The sequence below is a fragment of the Microbispora siamensis genome (genome assembly GCF_016863095.1).
Lineage (GTDB): Bacteria > Actinomycetota > Actinomycetes > Streptosporangiales > Streptosporangiaceae > Microbispora > Microbispora siamensis.
In genome coordinates this window covers 286054-305308 of sequence record NZ_BOOF01000002.1, presented here as the reverse complement: position 1 = coordinate 305308, position 19255 = coordinate 286054, and the positions used below count along the sequence as shown (strand labels likewise).

Below are 19255 nucleotides of genomic sequence, written 5' to 3'. Positions count from 1 at the left end.
CCGCGCAGCCGCACGATGTCTCCACCGCGCATGCCGGTCAGCTGGCGTACGTGATGTACACCTCGGGCTCCACCGGCACGCCGAAGGGCGTGGCGGTGACCCACCGGAACATCGTGAGCCTGGCGTGGGACCGCCACGCCCGCTCGGAGGCGCACCGGCGTTTCCTGTTCCAGTCGCCGCACGCATTCGACGCCGCGACGTACGAGGTGTGGGTGCCGCTGCTGACGGGCGGCCAGGTGGTGGTGGCCCCCGCCGAGCTGACCCCGCGCGAGCTGACGCGGGTGACCGAGGAGCACGGCGTGACCGCCGTGTTCATCACCGCCGCCCTGTTCCGCCTCTTCGCCGAGGAGTCCCCGGACTGCTTCGCCGGGCTGCGCGAGGTGTGGACCGGGGGCGAGGCCCCGTCCCTGCCCGCCGTGGAGCGGGTCCTGCGCGCCTGCCCGGACACGGTCGTGGTCAACGTCTACGGCCCCACCGAGGTCACGACGTTCGCCGCGGCGCAGGTGCTGACGCCGGAGCACGTGCGCGCCGGCGTCGCGCCGATCGGCCCGCCGCTGGACAACACGCGGGCGTACGTGCTGGACGGGTTCCTGCGGCCGGTGCCCGTCGGCGCACCCGGCGAGCTGTACCTGGCCGGCGACGGCGTGGCCCGGGGCTACTACGGCCGCCCCGGGCTGACGGCGGGGCGGTTCGTCGCCGACCCCTTCGAGCCGGGCGGCCGCATGTACCGGACCGGGGACACCGTGCGGTGGAACGGGAACGGCGAGATCGAGTTCATCGGCCGGGTCGACAACCAGATCAAGATCCGCGGCTTCCGCGTCGAACTCGGGGAGATCGAGACGGCGCTGCGCCTCTTCCCCGGAGTCTCGGAGGCCGTGGTCGTGGTGCACGAGGCCCACGGGACCCGCGGCCTGGTCGCCTACCTGGTGGCGGACGGGGCCGAGGAGGCGGAGCTGCGGCGGTTCCTGGGCGAGCGGCTGCCCGGCTACATGGTCCCCTCCCGTTTCGTCATGCTGGACGCGTTGCCGATCAACGCCAACGGCAAGATCGACCGGCGGGCCCTTCCCGACCCCGGCGCCGGGACGGGCACCGAGACGGTGGCTCCGCGCACCGAGCCCGAGCGCGTGCTCGCCGGGATCTGGTCCGAGGTGCTCGGGGTGGCGGACGTCGGCGTGACCGACGACTTCTTCACCCTCGGCGGTGACTCCATCCTGAGCATGAAGGTGGTCTCCAGGGCCCGCGCCCGCGGGCTCGTCCTGTCGGCCAAGGACGTCTTCGTCCATCCCACGGTCGCGGAACTGGCGGCGGCCGCCGAGGCGGTGTCCCTCCAGAACGGATACCCCCAGACGTCCGCGCCCCGGAGCCCAGGCCGCGCCGCCGGTCTCGGCGGGGACGGCGCCGAGGACGTCTACCCGTTGACCGCGATGCAGAGCGGCATGCTGTTCGACGCGCTCATGGCGCGCGACTCCGGCCTCCACCTCATCCAGTTCGACCTGGTGCTCGACGGGGTCGACGACCCCGAGGCGCTCGTACGGGCCTGGCAGCGGGCCGTGGACCGGGACCCGATCCTGCGCACCGCCGTGGTCTGGGAGGACGTGGACACCCCGGTGCAGGTGGTGCACGAGCGGGCCACGCTGCCCGTCGTCCACCTCGACTGGCGGGAACTGCCCGAGCAGGGCAGGCGCGAGGCGCTGCGCCGGCTGCTCGACGAGGACACCGCCAGGGGCGTCGACTTCACCGAGGCTCCGCTGAGCAGGCTGTACATCGCCAGGATCGGCGACACCGCCGTCCGGGTCGTCTGGTCGGTCCACCACATCGTGATCGACGGCTGGAGCGCCTCCGTCCTGCTCGGCGACATCCTCGCCGACTACGCGGCCGTACGCGACGGCGAACCGCAGGCGGCTCCACCCGGAGGCGGCGAGCCCGCGCCACCGCCACGCCGGGCGTTCCGCGACTACGTGGACTGGCTCGGCCGGCGCGACGAGCCCGCGGCCGAGGACTACTGGCGGGAACGGCTGACCGGCTTCGACACGCAGACGAAACTGGCCTTCGACCGGCAGCCGGGCGAGGGCTACCGCCCCCGCGCGACCCGATCGCTCCAGGTGGACCTGCCGGAGGAGCTGGCCGCCGCGATCGCCTCCCGCGCGCAGGCCACCAGGCTGACGATGAACACCCTCGTCCAGGGCGCCTGGGCGATCCTGCTGTCGCGTTACAGCGGCGAACGCGACGTGTGCTTCGGCGCCACCGTGTCGACCCGGCCCGCCGACCTCGACGGGGTGGACGCCATCACGGGCATGCTCATCAACACGCTGCCCGTACGGCTGGAGGTCGACAACGGCCGCGACCTGCTGTCGTGGCTGCGGGAGACGCAGCGGGAGCAGGCCGCCGCCCGGGAGTTCGACTGGGTGCCGCTGCCCCGGATGCAGGCGTGGAGCGGCGTGCCCGCGGGCGTCAACCTGTTCGACAGCGTCCTGGTCTTCCAGAACTACCCGTTCAACCCGGACATGGCGCCGGACCGCCTCGACCTGCGGCACATGGCCGTCGAGTTCATGACGAACTATCCGATCGGCCTCAGCGTCTTCCCCGGGCGCACGCTGTCGATGCGGCTGCTCTACGACCCCGAGCTGTTCGACCTCGCGACGATCGAGCGGGTCTCCCGGCACCTGCTGACCCTGCTGGAGTCCTTCGCCGCCGATCCGCGGCGGGTCATCGGCGAGGTCTCCATGCTCGGCCGCGAGGAGCACCGGATGCTGGTGCGGGAGTGGAGCGGCAAACCCGCCGGCTACTCCATCGAGCGCCGCATGGACGAAGTGATCAGCGAACGCGCCCGCCGGTGGCCCGGCGCCGTCGCGGTGGAACGCGGCGAGGATCGGCTGACCTACGCGGAGCTGGAGACGCGGGCCAACCGGCTGGCCCAGTACCTGACCGGGCTGGGCGTCGCCTCGGACGTACGGGTGGGCGTGGCCGTCGAACGCGGTCCCGACCTCGTCGTCGCGATACTCGGCGTGCTCAAGGCGGGCGGGGCGTACGTGCCTCTCGACCCGGACTACCCGCCGGAGCGGCTCCGGGTGATGATCGCCGAGTCCGGCCCCGCGGTCGTGCTGACCCACGAGCACCTGTCCGCGTCGTTCGCCACGGCGCCGGTCCGCACGGTGTGCCTGGACCGGGACTGGCCCGTCGTCGCCGGGCACCCCGACCGCGTGCCCGACACCCCTCGCGGGCCGCGCGACCTCGCCTACGTCGTGTACACCTCCGGCTCGACCGGCCGCCCCAAGGGGGTCATGGTCGAGCATCGCTCGCTCTACAACACGGTCGAGGCGGTGCGCGACCTGTGGCTGACCCACGACAGCAGGGTCTTCCAGCTCTGCCCGATGAGCTTCGACGCCGCCTCGCTCGACCTGTTCAGCACCCTGGCGGCGGGCGCCACCCTCGTGGCCCCCGTCGCGGCCTCCGGATACGGCGGCGCCCAGCTCATCGAGGAGCTGCGGACGAAGGCCGTGACCGCCGTGACCATGCCGCCCACCGTCCTGCCCGCCCTGGACGCCGCCGCGCTGCCCAACCTGGAGTTCGTCCGGGTCGGCGGCGAGGTGCTCACCAGCGAGATGGCGCGGATCTGGTCGCGCGGCCGGAGACTGGTCAACAACTACGGCCCGAGCGAGGGCGCCATCGCCGTCACGCTGTTCCCGGTGCGGCCCGGGACCGAGTACGACAACGTGCCGATCGGCGGGCCCATCCCCAACGACCGGGTCTACGTGCTGGACGACCGGCTCTCCCCGGTCCCGGTCGGCGTCACCGGCGAGCTGTACATCGGCGGCGACGCCGTGGCCCGCGGCTACATCGGCAGGCCCGACCTGACCGCGGAGCGGTTCGTCGCCGACCCGTTCGGGCCTCCCGGCGCACGCCTGTACCGGTCCGGCGACCTCGTCCGCTGGAACGCGGACGGCACGCTGGAGTTCGCCGGCCGGGTCGACGACCAGATCAAGATCCGAGGCTTCCGGGTGGAGCTGCGCGAGGTGGAGAACGTCCTCGCCGGCCACGACGGCGTGGCCGAGACGGCGGTGGTCGTCCGGCAGGACCTCGCGGGGAACAAGCGCCTGATCGCCTACTGGGTGCCCGCGCCGGGTGTGCCCGCGCCCACCGCCGACGAGCTGCGCGCGCACCTGTCCGGCTTCCTGCCGGACTACATGGTCCCCGCCGCCTTCGTGCCGATGACGAAGCTGCCGCTCAACCGCAACGGCAAGCTCGACCGGGAGGCCCTGCCCGACCCGGGTACGCAGGACGACACCGGGGACGGCTACCTGCCGCCGCGGAACCCGACGGAGGCGGCGCTGTGCCGCATCTGGTCGGAGGTGCTGGCCATCGACCCCGTCGGAGTCGAGGACAACTTCTTCGACCTGGGCGGCGACTCCATCAGCAGCGTCCGGCTGGTGTCGAGGATGCGCGGCGCGTTCGGCGTCGACATCTCACCCAACGACCTCTTCGACCGGCCGCGCATCGCGGCCCTGGCCGAGCGGATCCAGGTCAAGATCCTGGAGAACGTGTCGGCGGCGGCGTCCGGAATCGACGCCACTCACGGGATCTGAAAGGCAGCCGACATGTCCACCTCTTTCGAAGACAAGCTCGCCGCCGTACCCGCCCATCTCAGCGAGCTCATCAGGCGCCAGCTCGCCGGCGAGTCCGCGACGCCCGCCGAGGACCGTCCGATCCGGCCTGTGCCGCGTACGGCCGGCCTGCCCATGTCGTCCGCGCAGCAGCGCCTGTGGTTCATGGCGGAGCTGGAGCCGGACAGCGCGGAGTACAACGCGCTGCGGGCCCTGCGGCTGCGCGGAGACCTCGACGTCGAGGCGCTGACCGTCGCCGTCAACCGGGTCGTGGAGCGGCACGAGTCGCTGCGCACGACCTTCGACGCCGTCGACGGCCGCGGCGTCCAGATCGTGCACGAGCACGTGGGCCGCGCGCTCCCGGTGGTCGACGTGTCCGGCCGGGGCTCCGCCGCCCGGGTGGAGGAGTTCCTGCTCAGGGAGATGGGCTCGCCGTACGACCTGCGGGGCGGGCCGCTGCTGAGGGTGACGTTGCTGCGGCTGGGCGAGCGCGACCACGTCCTGGTGCTCGGCGCGCACCACATCGTCGTCGACGGCTGGTCGACGGGCAACCTCCTCGCCGAGCTGGCGGCGGTGTACACGGCCGAGCTGTGCGGGACGCCGGCGCAGCTGCCGCCGCTTCCCGTGCAGTACGCCGACTACGCGGCCTGGCAGCGGGAGCGCGAGGCGGACGGCACCCTGGACGGGCAGCTCGCCTACTGGCGCGGCCGCCTGGACCGCATGCCCGTGCTCGAACTGCCGGCCGACCGGCCGCGCCCGCCGGTGCGCACCCCGGCCGGAGCGGTGCACGAGTTCGAGGTGCCGGCGGAGCTGGTCGCCCGCCTCAGGGAGCTGGGCAGGAGCAACGGCGCGACGCTGTTCATGGTGCTGGTCGCCGCCGCGAAACTCCTGCTCGGCCGCTACTCCGGCGAACGCGACATCGCGGTGGGCACCGTGACCTCGGGCCGCGGCCACCCGGACCTGGACCACCTGATCGGCTCCTTCATCAACACGCTGGTGCTCCGCTCGCAGGTGGACGAGTCCCTGTCGTTCACCGCGTTCGTCCGGCAGGTACGCGCGACCCTGCTGGAGGCGTACGGCAACGAGGAGGTCCCCTTCCAGCGCCTGGTCGAGGCCCTGCGGCCCGAACGAGACCCGAGCCGGCCGCCGCTGGTCCAGGTCATGGTCAACCTGCAGAACCTCGCGGACGGCGCTCCCCGGCTGCCCGGTCTGGAGGTGTCGGAGATCCAGCCGCCGATGAACGTGGCCAAGCTCGACCTCACCTTCGACTTCTACGAGGACGCCCGGTCGCTGACGTGCTACCTGGAATACAGCACCGACCTGTACGACCGGGACACGGTCGAGCGCCTCGCCGGTCACCTGGTCACGCTGCTCGGCGCCGTCGCCGACGCCCCGGACGCGCCCCTGTGGACGCGGGACATGCTGCCCGAGGCCGAGCTGCGCGACCTCACCGCCGCGGCGCTCGGCCCGTCCTCCGGGCCCGTCCCCGCCCGCCGCGTGCACGAGCTGTTCGACGAGCAGGCCGCGCGCCGGCCGGACGACTACGCGGTGAGCTGCGGGGACGAGCGTCTGACGTTCGCCGAGCTGGCCGCCGGGGGCAACCGGCTCGCCCGGCACCTGACCGGTCTCGGTGTCGGCCCCGGCGCGCTGGTGGGGATCTGCCTCGAACGCGGCGTGGACGCGGTCGTCGCGATGCTGGGCGTGCTCAAGGCCGGAGCCGCCTTCCTGCCGCTCGACCCCGAGCACCCCGCGCAGCGGCTGGCGACGATGCTGGACGACGCGGACGCCTCCGTGGTGATCACCGAGCACCGGCTGCGCGACCGCCTCGCCGGGCACGACGCCACGCTCGTCGACCTCGACCGGGACCGCCAGGTGCTCGACGGGCTGCCCGCGCTGTCCCCGGACGTCGCCGGCACCCCCGACGACCTGGCGTACGTCGTCTACACCTCGGGGTCGACCGGCAAGCCCAAGGGCGTGATGGTCAGCCACCGCAACGTGCACCACATCATGCGGGCCTGGGACGCGCGCTATGGCCTGGAGCGGCTGCGCGGGAGCTGCCTGTCGGTGTCCAGCGTCGCGGTGGATGTGTTCTTCGGCGACTTCCTGCTGTCCGCGATGTTCGGCGGCGAGCTGCTCATCTGCCCCCCGGAGGTGATGAGCGACCCACCCGCGCTGGTCGCGATGCTGCGCGAGCGGGCCCCGGAGATCATGGTCACCACGCCGTCGCTGGCCAAGGCGATCTCCCAGGAGCTCGCCGCGGCCGGGGGCGCCCTCGACTCGCTGCGCGTGCTCGCCGTCGGCTCCGAGCCCTGGCCCGCCGACGACTGCCGCGCGCTGCTCGACCACGTCGCCGCCCACACGATCGTCGCCAACGCCTACGGCGCGACCGAGACGACCGTCGACTCCACGATCTTCGACGTACGGGCCGAGCCGATCGGCTCCGCGGCGACCGTACCGGTCGGACGGCCCATGCTCGACACCCGGGTGCACGTGCTCGACGAGCGCATGCGCCCGGTGCCCGTGGGGGTGTTCGGCGAGGTCTACATCGGCGGCGGCGGCGTGGCGCAGGGGTACTGGAACCGGCCGGACCTGACTGAGCAGCGTTTCGTCCGCGACCCCTTCTCCGCCGAGTCCGGGGCCAGGCTGTACCGGACGGGCGACGTCGGCCGCCGGCGCGCCGACGGCAACCTGGAGCTCGCCGGACGGGCGGACGACCAGGTGAAGGTGCGCGGCTTCCGGGTCGAGCTGGGCGAGGTGGAGGCCGCGATGACGCGCCACCCCGGCATCGCCGCCGCGGCGGCCGCCGTCCGCAGGGACGAGTCGGGCCGCGAGCGGCTGGTCGGCTACCTCGTCCCCGCCGGGGACCGGGCGCCCGACCTGGGCGAGCTGCGGGCCTTCCTCGCCGACATCGTGCCGGACCCGGCGGTGCCGTCCGCCCTGGTGACGCTGGAGGCGCTGCCGATGACGCCCAGCGGCACGCTGGACCGCCGCGCCCTGCCCGCTCCCGCGAGGGTGGAGCGGGCGGCCGGCCGCCTGGTGGCGCCCCGGACGCCGGCCGAGACCGTGCTGGCGGAGATCTGGGCGGAGGTCCTGGGCCTCGCCGGAGACGAGGTCGGCGTCGAGGACAACTTCTTCGCCCTCGGCGGCGACTCGATCCTCGGCCTGCAGGTGGTCTCCCGCGCGCGGCGGGCCGGCCTGCGGCTGACCGCCAAGCAGATCTTCCGGCACCAGACCGTCGCCGAGCTCGCCGCGGTCGCCGTCGTCGAGGACACGCCCCGCCCGGCGGCGCTCCCGGTCGCCGGCGACGTCCCGGCGACGCCGATCCAGCGCTGGTTCTACGAGGAGTTCCCCGGCGCGCCCGGCCACTTCAACCAGTCGATGTTCCTGGAACTGGCCGCCGACGCCGACGCGGGCGCCCTGCGTACGGCGTTCTCTGCGGTGCTCGCCCACCACGACGCGCTCCGGCTGCGGGCCGAGCGTACGGCCGGCGGCTGGCGGCAGCACCACGCGGAGGCAGAAAGCGGCGAGGTGTTCCGGACGGTGGATCTGTCGGGACTCGACGGCCCCGCCCAGGACCGCGCCATGCGCGAGGCCGTCGGGCGGGCGCAGCGCGGGTTGCGGCCGGACACCGGGCCGCTGATCCGCGCGGTGTTCTTCACCCTCGGCGGGGACCGCGCGCCGCGGCTGTTCGTCACCGTGCACCACCTCGTGATGGACGGCGTCTCCTGGCGCATCCTGCTGTCCGACCTGGTGACCGCCTACGGGGGAGCCGGGCTGGAGGCGAAGTCGAGCTCCTTCCGCGACTGGGCGGTCAGGCTCGGCGAGGCGGCGGGCGCGGGCAGGTTCGACGGGGAGCTGCCCTACTGGACGGACGTCGAGCGCGACGTCACGGACAGCGCGCCGCTGCCGGTCGACGGCACGGGAGACAACACGGTCGGCTCCGCCCGCACCGTGTCGGTGCGGCTGGACGCCGGGACCACCCAGGCCCTGCTGCGCGACGTGCCCGACGTCTACCGCACGCAGGTCAACGACGTGCTGCTCGCCGCGCTGGCGTCGGTCCTGTCCGAGTGGACGGGCGGGGACACGGTCGCCGTGGAGATGGAGGGCCACGGCCGCGAGGACCTGTTCGACGACGTCGACCTGTCCCGTACGGTCGGCTGGTTCACCACCCTGTTCCCCGTCGCGCTGGCCGTGCCGCCCACGCGGGATTGGGGCACGGTGATCAAGACGGTCAAGGAGCGGCTGCGCGCGGTGCCGTCGTCGGGGCTCGGCTACGGCGTGCTGCGCTACCTCGGCGGCGCCCTCGGGGCCGGCCGCGGCTGCCAGGTGGGCTTCAACTACCACGGCCGCTTCGACATGACCACGGGGGACGACGGGCTGCTGCGCCGATGGCTGCCGAGCCCGGTCCCGGACCGCGGCCCGGACCTGCCCCGGCAGAACCTCGTCGAGATCACCGGCATGGTCCGGCAGGGGCGGCTCGAGTTCGAATGGGAGTACTCGGCCGACCTGCACCGCGAGGAGACGATCGCCCGGCTGGCCGAGCGGTTCGCGGCCGCGCTCGGGCAGATCGCCGAGCACTGCGCACTGCCCGGCGCGGGCGGGCGCACCCCGTCGGACTTCCCGCTGGCCGGGCTCGACCAGGAGGGCGTGGACAGGCTCGCCGGCGACGGCCGGTTGGTCGAGGACGTCTACCCGCTGACCCCGATGCAGAGCGGGCTGCTGTTCCACTCGCTCGGCAGGCACGACGGCGACATCTACTACACGCACTTCGGCCTCGTGCTCGACGGCGTCACCGATCCCGGCGCCCTCGCCGCGGCCTGGCAGCGGGTGGTCGACCGTACGCCCATCCTGCGCACCGCGGTCGCCGGCGAGGACGTCGGCAGGCCGCTCCAGGTCGTCCACCGCGACGTCCCGCTTCCCGTGGCCCACCACGACTGGCGCGGGCTGAGCGAGGCGGAGCAGCGCGAGCGGCGGCAGCGGCTCTGGGACGAGTCCGCCCGGCAGGAGCTCGACCTCGCCACCCCGCCGTTGATGCGGCTGCACATCGCCCGGCTGTCGGAGACCACCGTGCACATCCTGTGGTCCTCGCACCACATCCTGCTGGACGGGTGGAGCTTCGCCGACGTGCTGTCGGAGGTGTTCGAGGAGCACTCCGCGCTCACCTCCGGCCACGTCACCACGCCGAGGACCCGTCGTCCCTACCGCGACTACGTGCGGTGGCTGGCCGAGCAGGACGAGAGCGCCGCGGCCGGTTACTGGAGCCGGGCGATGGCCGGGTTCACCGCGCCCACCCCGCTGCCGTACGACCGCCCCCCGGTGCGGTCGCACCAGTCAAGGGACACGGCCTGCCTGAACCTGGCGCTGCCGCCGGAGCGCGCCCGGCGGCTCGAACGGTTCGCCAGGGACGCCCGCGTGACGGTGAACACCCTGATCCAGGGTGCCTGGGCGATGGCGCTGTTCCGGTACGGCGGCGAGCGGGACGTCTGCTTCGGCACCACCGTGTCCGGCAGGCCGGCCGACCTGCCCGGGTCCGACGAGATGATCGGCCTGTTCATCAACACCCTGCCGGCCAGGGTGCGCGTGGAGGGCGACCTCGACGTGCTGTCGTGGCTGCGGCGCATCCAGGAACAGCAGGTGGACGCGCGGCAGTACGAGTACGTGTCGCTGGCACAGGTGCGCCAGTGGAGCGAGATCCCGCACGGCGCCAACCTCTTCGACAGCGCCGTGGTGTTCGAGAACTTCCCGTACGACGACGAGGCGGCCGCCAGGAACGGCCTGCGGATCCGCGAGCTGGTCAGCGTCGAGACGTCGAACTATCCGCTGACGTGCGTCGCCCACCTGACCGACACGCTGCGCATGCGCCTGGGCTACGACCCCGGCCTGTTCGACGAGGACACCGTCCGGCGCTTCGCCGACCACCTGCTCGGCCTGCTGGAGGCCATGGCCGACCACCCGGACCGCCCGCTGCGCGCGCTTCCCCCGGCCGGCGAGGCCGAGCTGCGCAGGCTGCTGGTGGACTGGCAGGACAGCGCGACCGGCTACCCCGCCCGCTGCCTGCCCGACGTCTTCGCCGAGCAGGCCCGTCGCGTCCCCGACGCGCCGGCGGTGGTGTGCGGGGACGAGCGGCTGACGTACGGGGAGCTGGACGCCCGTGCCAACCAGCTCGCCCACGAACTGGCCGCGCGGGGAGTGGGCCCGGAGGTCCCGGTCGGCATCTGCCTCGAAGGCGGGCCAGGGATGGTGACGGCGGTGCTCGGCGTGCTGAAGGCGGGCGGCGCCTACCTGCCGCTCGACCCCTTCTACCCGCGGGAACGGCTGGCGTACATGCTCGACGACGCCGCCGTGCCCGTCCTGCTCACCGAGAGCCGCCTGGCCGACCGGCTGCCGCCGACCCGGGCCCAGGTGATCTTCCTGGACGAGCGGCGGGAGGCGATCGCGCGGCGGCCCCGTACGGCGCCCGAGCCCGCCCTCGTGCCGGACAACCTCGCGGTGCTCGTCTACACCTCCGGCTCCACCGGCGTGCCCAAGGCGGCCATGGTCACGCACCGGGGCCTGGTGCGGCTGGTCATGGCCCCCGGCCGGCACACCTTCGGTGGTGCGGGGACCATCGCCCAGCACCACTCGATCTCCTTCGACGCCTCGCAGAACGAGCTGTGGAACGCGCTGCTCACGGGAGCCTGCCTGGCCGTGCAGCCCGGCGACTTCCGGTCGGTGGACCAGCTCGACGACTTCCTGCGGGCGCACCGGGTCGAGGCCATGTCGTTCTCGGCCGGCTTCTTCCACGCCATCGCCGACACCGACCCCGGCATCCTGTCCGGGCTGCGCAAGGTCGTCGTCGGCGGCGAGGCGCTGTCGCCCGCGCACTGCGCGCGGGTCAGGGGCGCGCTGCCCGGCCTGGAGATCGTCAACGCCTACGGCCCCACCGAGTGCTCGGTGACCGCGAGCTGCTTCCCCGTGGACGAGGTCGCGGCGGGCGACGGCGCCGTCCCCATCGGCAGGCCGGTCGCCCACTCCAGGATCTATCTGCTCGACGGCGACCTGAACCCGGTCCCGACGGGGGTGGCGGGAGAGGCGTACATCGCCGGCGACGGCGTCACCCGCGGCTACTGGGACCGTCCCGCGATGACCGCGGAACGGTTCGTGGCCGACCCGTACGGCCCGCCGGGATCGCGGATGTACCGCACCGGCGACCTGATGCGGTGGCGTCCGGACGGCACGCTGGAGTTCGTCGGCAGGACCGACGACCAGGTCAAGGTGCGGGGCTTCAGGATCGAGCTCGGCGAGATCGAGAAGGTGGTCACCGCCCACCCGGCGGTCGCCCAGGCCGCCGTCGTCGTACGGGAGGACCAGCCCGGCCACAAGCGCCTGGTGGCGTACGTCGTGGCGAAGGCGGGCGCCGGGGCCGAGCCCCGGGAGCTCGGCGCGTTCGCCGCCGGGAAGATCCCCGAGTACATGGTGCCCGCGGCGTTCGTCGTGCTCGACCGGCTGCCGCTCACCTCCCACGGCAAGGTGGACAGGCGGGCGCTGCCCGAGCCGGGCCAGGACCTGGCCGGGCGGCCGTACCTCGCCCCGCGCACACCCGCCGAGGAGACCATGGCCGCCATCTGGTCGGAGGTGCTCGGCGTCGCCCGGGTCGGCGTGCGGGACAACTTCTTCGAGCTGGGCGGCGACTCGATCCTCAGCATCCAGGTGGTCTTCAAGAGCAGGAAGGCCGGCCTGTCCGTCTACTCCAGCGACCTGTTCCGCCACCAGACCATCGAGGAGCTCGCCGCGGCGGCGGGCCGGAACGCGCCGGTCGCGGCCACCCAGGCGGTGGTCTCCGGGGAGGTTCCGCTGACCCCGATCCAGCGGGAGTTCCTCGGCACGCACACGGTCGCCCCGCACCACACCGTCCAGTCCGTGCTGGCCGAGCTCACGGCGGACGTGGACGAGGAGGCCCTGCGCACCGCCCTGGCGGCGGTCCTGCGCCAGCACGACGCGCTGCGCATGCGCTTCGTACGCGAGGGAGGGGACTGGTCGCAGCACAACGCGGCGGAGGAACCGGCGCAGGTGCTGCACCGGCACGACCTGTCGGGGGTCGCGGAGCCGGACCGGCGCCGCGTCATGGACGAGCTGGCCGTGGCGGCCGACTCGACCATGGACCTGGCCGCCGGTCCGCTGGTGCGGGCGCTGCTGTTCGACTTCGGGCCGGGCGCGCGGCCGTGGCTGTACGTCACCGTGCACCACCTGGTGGTCGACGCGGTGTCCTGGCGGGTGCTGAACGACGACCTGGACACCGCCTACCGTCAGGCCGTGAGCGGCGAGCCCGTGGACCTGGGGCCGAAGACGTCCTCGTTCCAGGAGTGGTCGCGCCGGCTCACCCGCCACGTCGCGGACGGCGGGTTCGGCGAGGAGGTGGCGTACTGGTCCGCGGTGCCGGAGAGCACGCCGCTGCCCGTGGACCGCGACGGCGACAACGTCGTGTCGTCCAGGAGGATCGTGCGGGTCTCCCTCGGGGAGCGTGAGACCTCCGCGCTGCTCCACGTGGCGCCGGGGGTGTTCCGCGCCCGCGTCAACGACGTGCTGCTCGGCGGCCTGGCCTGGGCGCTGTGCCGGTGGACGGGCGAGGACCGGCTCGTCATCGAGCTGGAGGGCCACGGCCGCGAGGAGATCTTCGACGACGTCGACCTGTCCCGCACGGTCGGCTGGTTCACCAGCTCCTATCCGGTCCTGCTGGAGGTCCCGGCCTCCGGCGGAGAGGACTGGACGCCGGTGGTCAGGTCCGTGCGCCGGTCCCTGCGCGCCCTGCCGGGCAACGGCCTCGGCTACGGCGCGCTGCGCCACCTCGGCCGTTCCCCGCTGACCGGGCGCGGCACGCCCCAGGTGCTGTTCAACTACCACAGCCAGATCGACGAGATCACCAGGACCGACGGCAGGTCCCTGTACCACGCCTTCCACGACACCATCGGCCAGGAACAGCACCCGGACGAGCGGGTGATCCACCCGCTGGAGGTCGTCGGTGCGGCACAGGGCGGCCGGCTCTCCTTCGACTGGCACTACTCCGAGGGCCTGCACGACCGGGCCACCGTCGAGCGGGTGGCCGGGGACTTCCTGGGGGCGTTGCGCTCGCTCGCCCGCTCCTGCGACCCGGCGATCGAAGGGTGAGGACGCCCATGGACGACATCTCCGAACGGCTCGCGCACCTGGTGCGGCGGCACCGCGTCCCCGGAGCCCAGCTCGCCGTACGGTGGCGGGGCCGGACGTTCACGGCGGAGGCCGGTGAGGAGATCTGCGGGAGCGGCCGGCCGGTCACCGCCCGGTCGGCGTTCCCGCTGGGCTCGCTCACCAAGCCCTTCACCGCCACGCTGGCGATGATGCTGGTCGCCGACGGCGACATCGACCTCGACGCGCCGCTGGCCGGTTACCTGCCCGGGCTGGGGACCCCGGCCGGGCGGGCGACCCTGCGGCAGCTCCTCAGCCACGCCGCCGGGCTGCCGGCGAACGTGGACGAGTCGGCGGCGGGCCTCACCCGCCGCCGCTGGGCGGCGTCCGACGGCACCGCGCCCGTGCACCCGCCCGGTTCCGCGTTCTCCTACTCGAACGCCGGCTACCTCCTGGTGGCGCACCTCGTCGAGGTGGTCACCGGGATGGACTGGCGGGCGGCCGTGGAGTCGTTCCTGCTGCGCCCGCTCGGCATCGAGCCGCTGTTCGCGGCCGACGCCGGGCGGGCCGGCGCCGCCCTCGGCCACGTGGTGCGGCCGGACGGCCGCGCGCTGCCGATCGCCGAGCAGTCGGTCACTCTCCTGGAGGAGCCCGTCGCCGGGCTCGCGGGCAGCGCGAGCGACCTGCTCGCGTTCGCCGGACTGCACCTGCCCGGACACGCCGGGCCGCGCCTGCTGGACCGCGACGACGCCGCGGAGATGCGCGGGGACCAGCTGGGCGGCCTGGCCGCCGGCCCGTTCGGGCTGGCGGACGGCTGGGGCCTCGGCTGGTCCCTGTACGGCGGGCCGGCGAAGACGGCGGGGACGGCAGGGACGGCGGGGACGGCCGGGTCGTGGTTCGGGCACGACGGCACGGGCGACGGCGCGTGGTCCCATCTGCGGGTGGAACCGGACAGCGGCACCGCGGTGGCCCTGACGGCCAACGGGACCAACGGCGCCGTGCTGTGGGAGGCGGTGGTCGGGGAGCTGCGCGGGATGGGCCTCGACGTGGGCCACTACCCCCTGGGAACGCTGACCGATCCGGGGCCGCCCGTACCGGGGCCCGCGGAATGCGCCGGCGACTACGCCAACGGTTCCTGGACCTGCGCCGTCGAGGCGGCGGACGACGGTCTGTACCTGGCGGTCGGTGCGGGACCGCGCTGGCGGCTGTCGTGCACGCGTGACCTGCGCTTCACCACCGAGGGGTCCGACGCCGGGTCGATGCCCTACGTCGGCAGGTTCCTCCGCGATCCCGCCACCGGCCGGGTCGGCCTGGTGCAGATCACCGGCCGGCTGGCCCGGCGCCGCCGCTGACTCCGAGCAGATCCTCCCCGATCACGGGGAGGATCTGCTCCGTCATCTCGTGGATGAAGAAGTGCCCGCCCTCGTAGAGACGCACCCGGCACTCCGCCGTGGTGTGCCGGCTCCAGTGCCGCATCTCCCCGGCGGTGGCGTGGTCGTCGTCGTTGCCGCCGAACACCGACACGGGGCAGTCCAGCGGCGGTTCGGGACGGTAGCGATAGGTCTCCGCCACGGTCATGTCGGCCCGCATCATGGGCAGCAGGGCCTCGAACAGCTCCGGATCGTCCAGCAGTTCCGGGGGAGTGCCCCCGGTCTCGCGCAGCCAGCGCGTCAGCTCGGGCGTGGGCGCCTCACGGACGAAGGGCCCGCGGGGCGGGAGGTGGGGCGCCGACCGGCCGGACACGAGAAGCCTGGCCGGCGCGCCGAGCCCCGCGCGGCGGATCCACCGGCAGCTCTCGAAGGCGATGATCGCCCCCATGCTGTGGCCGAACCAGGCGTGCGGGCGGTCCAGCAGGGGCGAGACCGCCCGGACGAGCTCGGGCACGAGGTCGTCGGCCGAGGTGTACGGGGTTTCCCCGAAACGCAATTCCCGCCCCGGCAGCCGAATCGCGACAACTTCAATGCCGGGTGCCAGCAACGGCGCCCAGGCGCGATAGGCGCTCGCTCCGCCGCCGGCGTGCGGGACGCAGAACAACCGCATTCTCGGCTCGTCCAGAGTTTTCCAGCGGACGTCCCAGCCGCTGACCGACGTCATTGTGAAAGCCTGGCTTCTGGTTATGCTCGTCATCGGGCGCCCCCTCCGGGCCGGAAATGTCGCGGGCGCGGCCGCGTACGGGAGAAACCGCAGGCAGCCACGCAAGTATGGTCCTTTCCGCCGTCGCCGGAGTCGAGATTTTTGAATTATATGGAAAACGCGCAGGACGCCACTTCCCGGCCCTTGCCGCTTTTGCTCCGGTGATTCATCATCGCTTGTGTCCCCAACTGAGCGAGGTGCGTGATGACCGTCCTGCAGAATTCGGTGTCCGTGGATCTGGGAAATCTCACCCAATACGAATTCCTGGCCCTCAACAGTCCGCTCAATCTTTCCGACGGCCATGCCCGTCAGGAGCTCACGGCCGGCCAGGCCAGGATCGTCGAGGAGCTGCCGGCCCTGTGGGCCGACGCGCTCAAGCGGCCGGTGGCCGAGGTGGAGGCGGACGCCCGCAGCGCCTTCTTCGGCCTGTTCGGCCAGCACAGCTACCCGAGGGGCGAGGGCCGGGTGCTGGCCTGCTACTCCTCGTCCGTCGCGATGGAGATCTTCGCCAGGTCCCTGGCGACCGTGAGCGACGCGATCGGCCTGATCCACCCCACCTTCGACAACATCCCCGACATCCTCCGCGGCGTGGGGCTCGAACTCCTGCCGATCGAGGAGGACGAACTGCACCACGGCGACCTCGACCCGTACCTGATGAGCCGGGTCGGCGCCATCTTCGTCACCACCCCCAACAACCCGACGGGCCGGGTGGTGCCGCAGGAGCGGCTGCGCGCCCTGGCCGAGCAGTGCGCCCGCTACGACGTGGTGCTCGCCCTGGACACGTGCTTCCGCGGCTTCGACACCCGGGCGCACTACGACCACTACGAAGTGCTCCGCGAGAGCGGCTGCAGGTGGGTGGTCATCGAGGACACCGGCAAGCTGTGGCCCACGCTGGAGCTCAAGATCGGCTGGCTCGTGTCGGCGGAGGACGTCGGCCTGCCGATCGAGAAGGTGTACTCCGACATCCTGCTCGGCGTGTCGCCGTTGATCATGTCGATGGTGCGGCGCCTGGCCGAGGACGCCGCCGGCGGCGGGCTGGCCGAACTGCACGAGTTCATCGCCGGCAACCGGGCGCTGCTGCGCAGCGCGCTGGCCGACGTGCCCGACGTCCACTTCCTCGACCCGGGCTCGCGCGCCAGCGTGGAGCGGATCGGCATCGGGTCGCGTTCCAACCTGGCCGTGTGGTCGGCGCTGAGCGAGCACAACGTGTTCGCGCTGCCGTGCCAGAAGTTCTTCTGGGCCGACCCCGCCCGCGGCGAGGGAATCCTGCGCATCGCGCTGGCCAGACCGCCGGCCTCGCTCGCTATGGGTGCGGCTGCGTTGCGGACCGTGCTATCGGAGAGCTGATGGGCGCGGCCGGGAAGGCGGCCGGACCGCTGTCGCACCGCAGGCGGTGGTATCCGGACGTCGTGCAACAGGTGGCCCCGCCCGGGACGTTCGACCTCGGGCCGGGCTACCTGGATCCCGGGCTGCTGCCGGTGGACCTGCTTCGCGGGGCCTACGCCGACGCGCTGGCCGAGTTCGGCTCGGCGGCGCTCAGCTACGGCCCCAACTCGGGAGCGCTGCCCCTGCGGGCACTGCTCGCCGACCGTCTCGGCCCGCCGTGCACGCCCGACCACATCATGGTGACGTCGGGTACGTCGCACGCGCTCCACCTGATCGCCACCATCCTGTTCCGGCGGCACGACGTGGTGCTCGTCGAACAGGTGGGCTACGACCTCGGCCGCGCCATCCTCGCGGATTCGGGCCTGCGCCTGAGGGCCGTCGAGATGGACGACTCCGGCATGGTGCCGGAGGCGCTGGAACGGGCGCTCGGCGCGGCCGGGGACACTCCCGCCTTCGTCTATCTCAACCCCACGTTCCACAACCCCACGGGGCTGCTCGTGCCGTCCGGGCGACGGCGCGAGCTCCTCGCGGTCGCCGCCGCGTACGGCGTGCCGGTCGTCGAGGACGACGCGTACGCGGAGATCGGCCTGACCAGGAGCGGGATGCCCGACTCGATGGCCGCGCTGTCCGGGTATCGCGGCGTGATCCGGCTGGGCTCCTTCTCCAAGTCCCTGGCCCCCGGCCTGCGCCTCGGCTGGCTGGCGGCCGATCCCGAGACGGTGGCCAGGATCCAGGCGCATCACGTGTTCGACAGCGGCGGGTCGCCGAACCACCTGGCCTCGCTCGCGGTGACCACCCTGCTGGCGACCGGCGCCTACGACCGGCATCTGACCTGGCTCAGGTCGGCCCTGAGGGACCGTCGTGACGCGCTCGCCGCCGCGCTGTCGGCGAACCTGCCGGAGAGGTTCGTGTTCGACCGGCCGGCGGGCGGGTTCTTCCTGTGGGTCACGGCCGACGGGGAGCGGGACGAGCGGGGACTGGTCACGGCGGCGCGGAACGCGGACGTCAGAGTGCTGGCGGGCGGGCGGTTCGGCCGGCCGGCGCGGCCCAGCGTCAGGCTGGCCTACAGCTTCAACTCCCCGCCCAGGCTGACGGCCGCGGCGCACCGCCTGGCCGCCGCCTGGAAATCCACAGAACGGAGACTCCCATGCTCCTGACAGAACCCGGCGGACCCGGACCTCGCGGATACAGCCTCCCCCTGTCGCCGTCCGGAGAGTCGGCCATGGTCAGCCCACCCCCCTGGCACTTCTCCGGTGACGTGATCATGGTCGAGTACCGCACCGACCCCGATGCGGCGGCGGCGTTCCTCCCGCCCGGGGTGGACCCCGGGCCCGATCCCGGCGCCGCCGCCGCCGTCTTCGCCCACTGGCACTGGCGTTCCGAGACCGGGCAGGAGGCCGGCGACCCGGCGCGCAGCCAGTTCAGCGAGTTCCTGATCCTGCTCGGCTGCACGGCGGAGGGGCGCCCGATGGCGCGCTGCCCCTACGCCTGGGTGGACAGCGCGGTGCCGATGGCCCGCGGCTGGATCCAGGGCATGCCCAAGCAGTTCGGCGCCGTCCACCTGACCCATCCCAAGGCCGTGGGCCGCACGGGCCCGCACCTGGTCGAGGGCGGGGTCTTCCACGGCGTCGCCTCGCAGTACGGCTCCCGCATCGCCAGGGCGAGCGTCACCCTGTCGGGGCGGGTGGCCGAGCCGCCCGCGCTGCACGCGGTCCCGCTGGTGCACACCCGGCATTTCCCGGCCTGGGTGCCGCCGGAGGAGCCGCTGTCGCAGCTCGTGGTCTCGGCGGTCGACGACGTACGGTTCGGCGAGATCTGGTCGGGACAGGCGAGTCTCGACTTCGCCGGCGACCTGCAGGGGGATCTCGCGGCTCTCAGGCCGGTCGAGGTGGGCGGCGGTTTCGTCTTCTCCTACTCCGAGACGCTGCGCCACGGCCGGGCGCTGTCCGGCGAGGCAGGGCGGGGATAGGCCAGAGGTAGCGGCGCCATGAAGG

General features: G+C 73.2%; 7 protein-coding genes. 6 read left to right on the top strand and 1 reads right to left on the bottom strand.

Features of this window, described 5'->3' with window-relative positions:
- Positions 1 to 53 precede the first annotated feature (53 nt).
- The 3 genes from Msi02_RS03080 to Msi02_RS03070 are packed head-to-tail and all read left to right on the top strand — an operon-like array spanning position 54 to position 15094.
- The gene (locus tag Msi02_RS03080; protein ID WP_239108074.1) at positions 54 to 4583 is read left to right on the top strand and encodes a non-ribosomal peptide synthetase; all 4530 of its coding nucleotides are present in this window, start codon (positions 54 to 56) and stop codon (positions 4581 to 4583) included.
- Between the two features lie 12 nt (positions 4584 to 4595).
- Complete coding sequence (locus Msi02_RS03075) at positions 4596 to 13745, top strand: non-ribosomal peptide synthetase (protein ID WP_204046947.1); 9150 nt, start codon at positions 4596 to 4598, stop codon at positions 13743 to 13745.
- Between the two features lie 8 nt (positions 13746 to 13753).
- Positions 13754 to 15094, top strand: coding sequence for a serine hydrolase domain-containing protein (locus tag Msi02_RS03070; RefSeq protein ID WP_204046946.1), 1341 nt, complete (start codon positions 13754 to 13756; stop codon positions 15092 to 15094).
- Here the strand turns inward: Msi02_RS03070 and Msi02_RS03065 are convergent.
- Positions 15063 to 15836 carry a thioesterase II family protein gene (locus tag Msi02_RS03065; protein ID WP_204046945.1) on the bottom strand — a complete coding sequence of 258 codons (774 nt, stop codon included), beginning with the start codon at positions 15834 to 15836 and terminating at the stop codon, positions 15063 to 15065. The two genes, Msi02_RS03070 and Msi02_RS03065, sit on opposite strands and share 32 nt — an antisense overlap.
- Positions 15837 to 16079: 243 nt before the next feature.
- Between Msi02_RS03065 and mppP the strand changes: the two genes are divergently transcribed.
- The 3 genes from mppP to mppR are packed head-to-tail and all read left to right on the top strand — an operon-like array spanning position 16080 to position 19230.
- Positions 16080 to 17222, top strand: coding sequence for an enduracididine biosynthesis enzyme MppP (mppP, locus tag Msi02_RS03060; protein WP_204046944.1), 1143 nt, complete (start codon positions 16080 to 16082; stop codon positions 17220 to 17222).
- Positions 17222 to 18418, top strand: a complete 1197-nt coding sequence (locus Msi02_RS03055) for an aminotransferase class I/II-fold pyridoxal phosphate-dependent enzyme (RefSeq protein WP_204046943.1) — start codon at positions 17222 to 17224, stop codon at positions 18416 to 18418. Before mppP ends, Msi02_RS03055 begins: the two co-directional genes overlap by 1 nt.
- Entirely contained in the window at positions 18409 to 19230 is an 822-nt protein-coding gene (gene mppR / locus Msi02_RS03050; RefSeq protein ID WP_204046942.1) for an enduracididine biosynthesis enzyme MppR, read from the top strand. The genes Msi02_RS03055 and mppR overlap by 10 nt, the downstream gene beginning before the upstream one ends.
- The last annotated feature ends 25 nt before the right edge of the window (positions 19231 to 19255 follow it).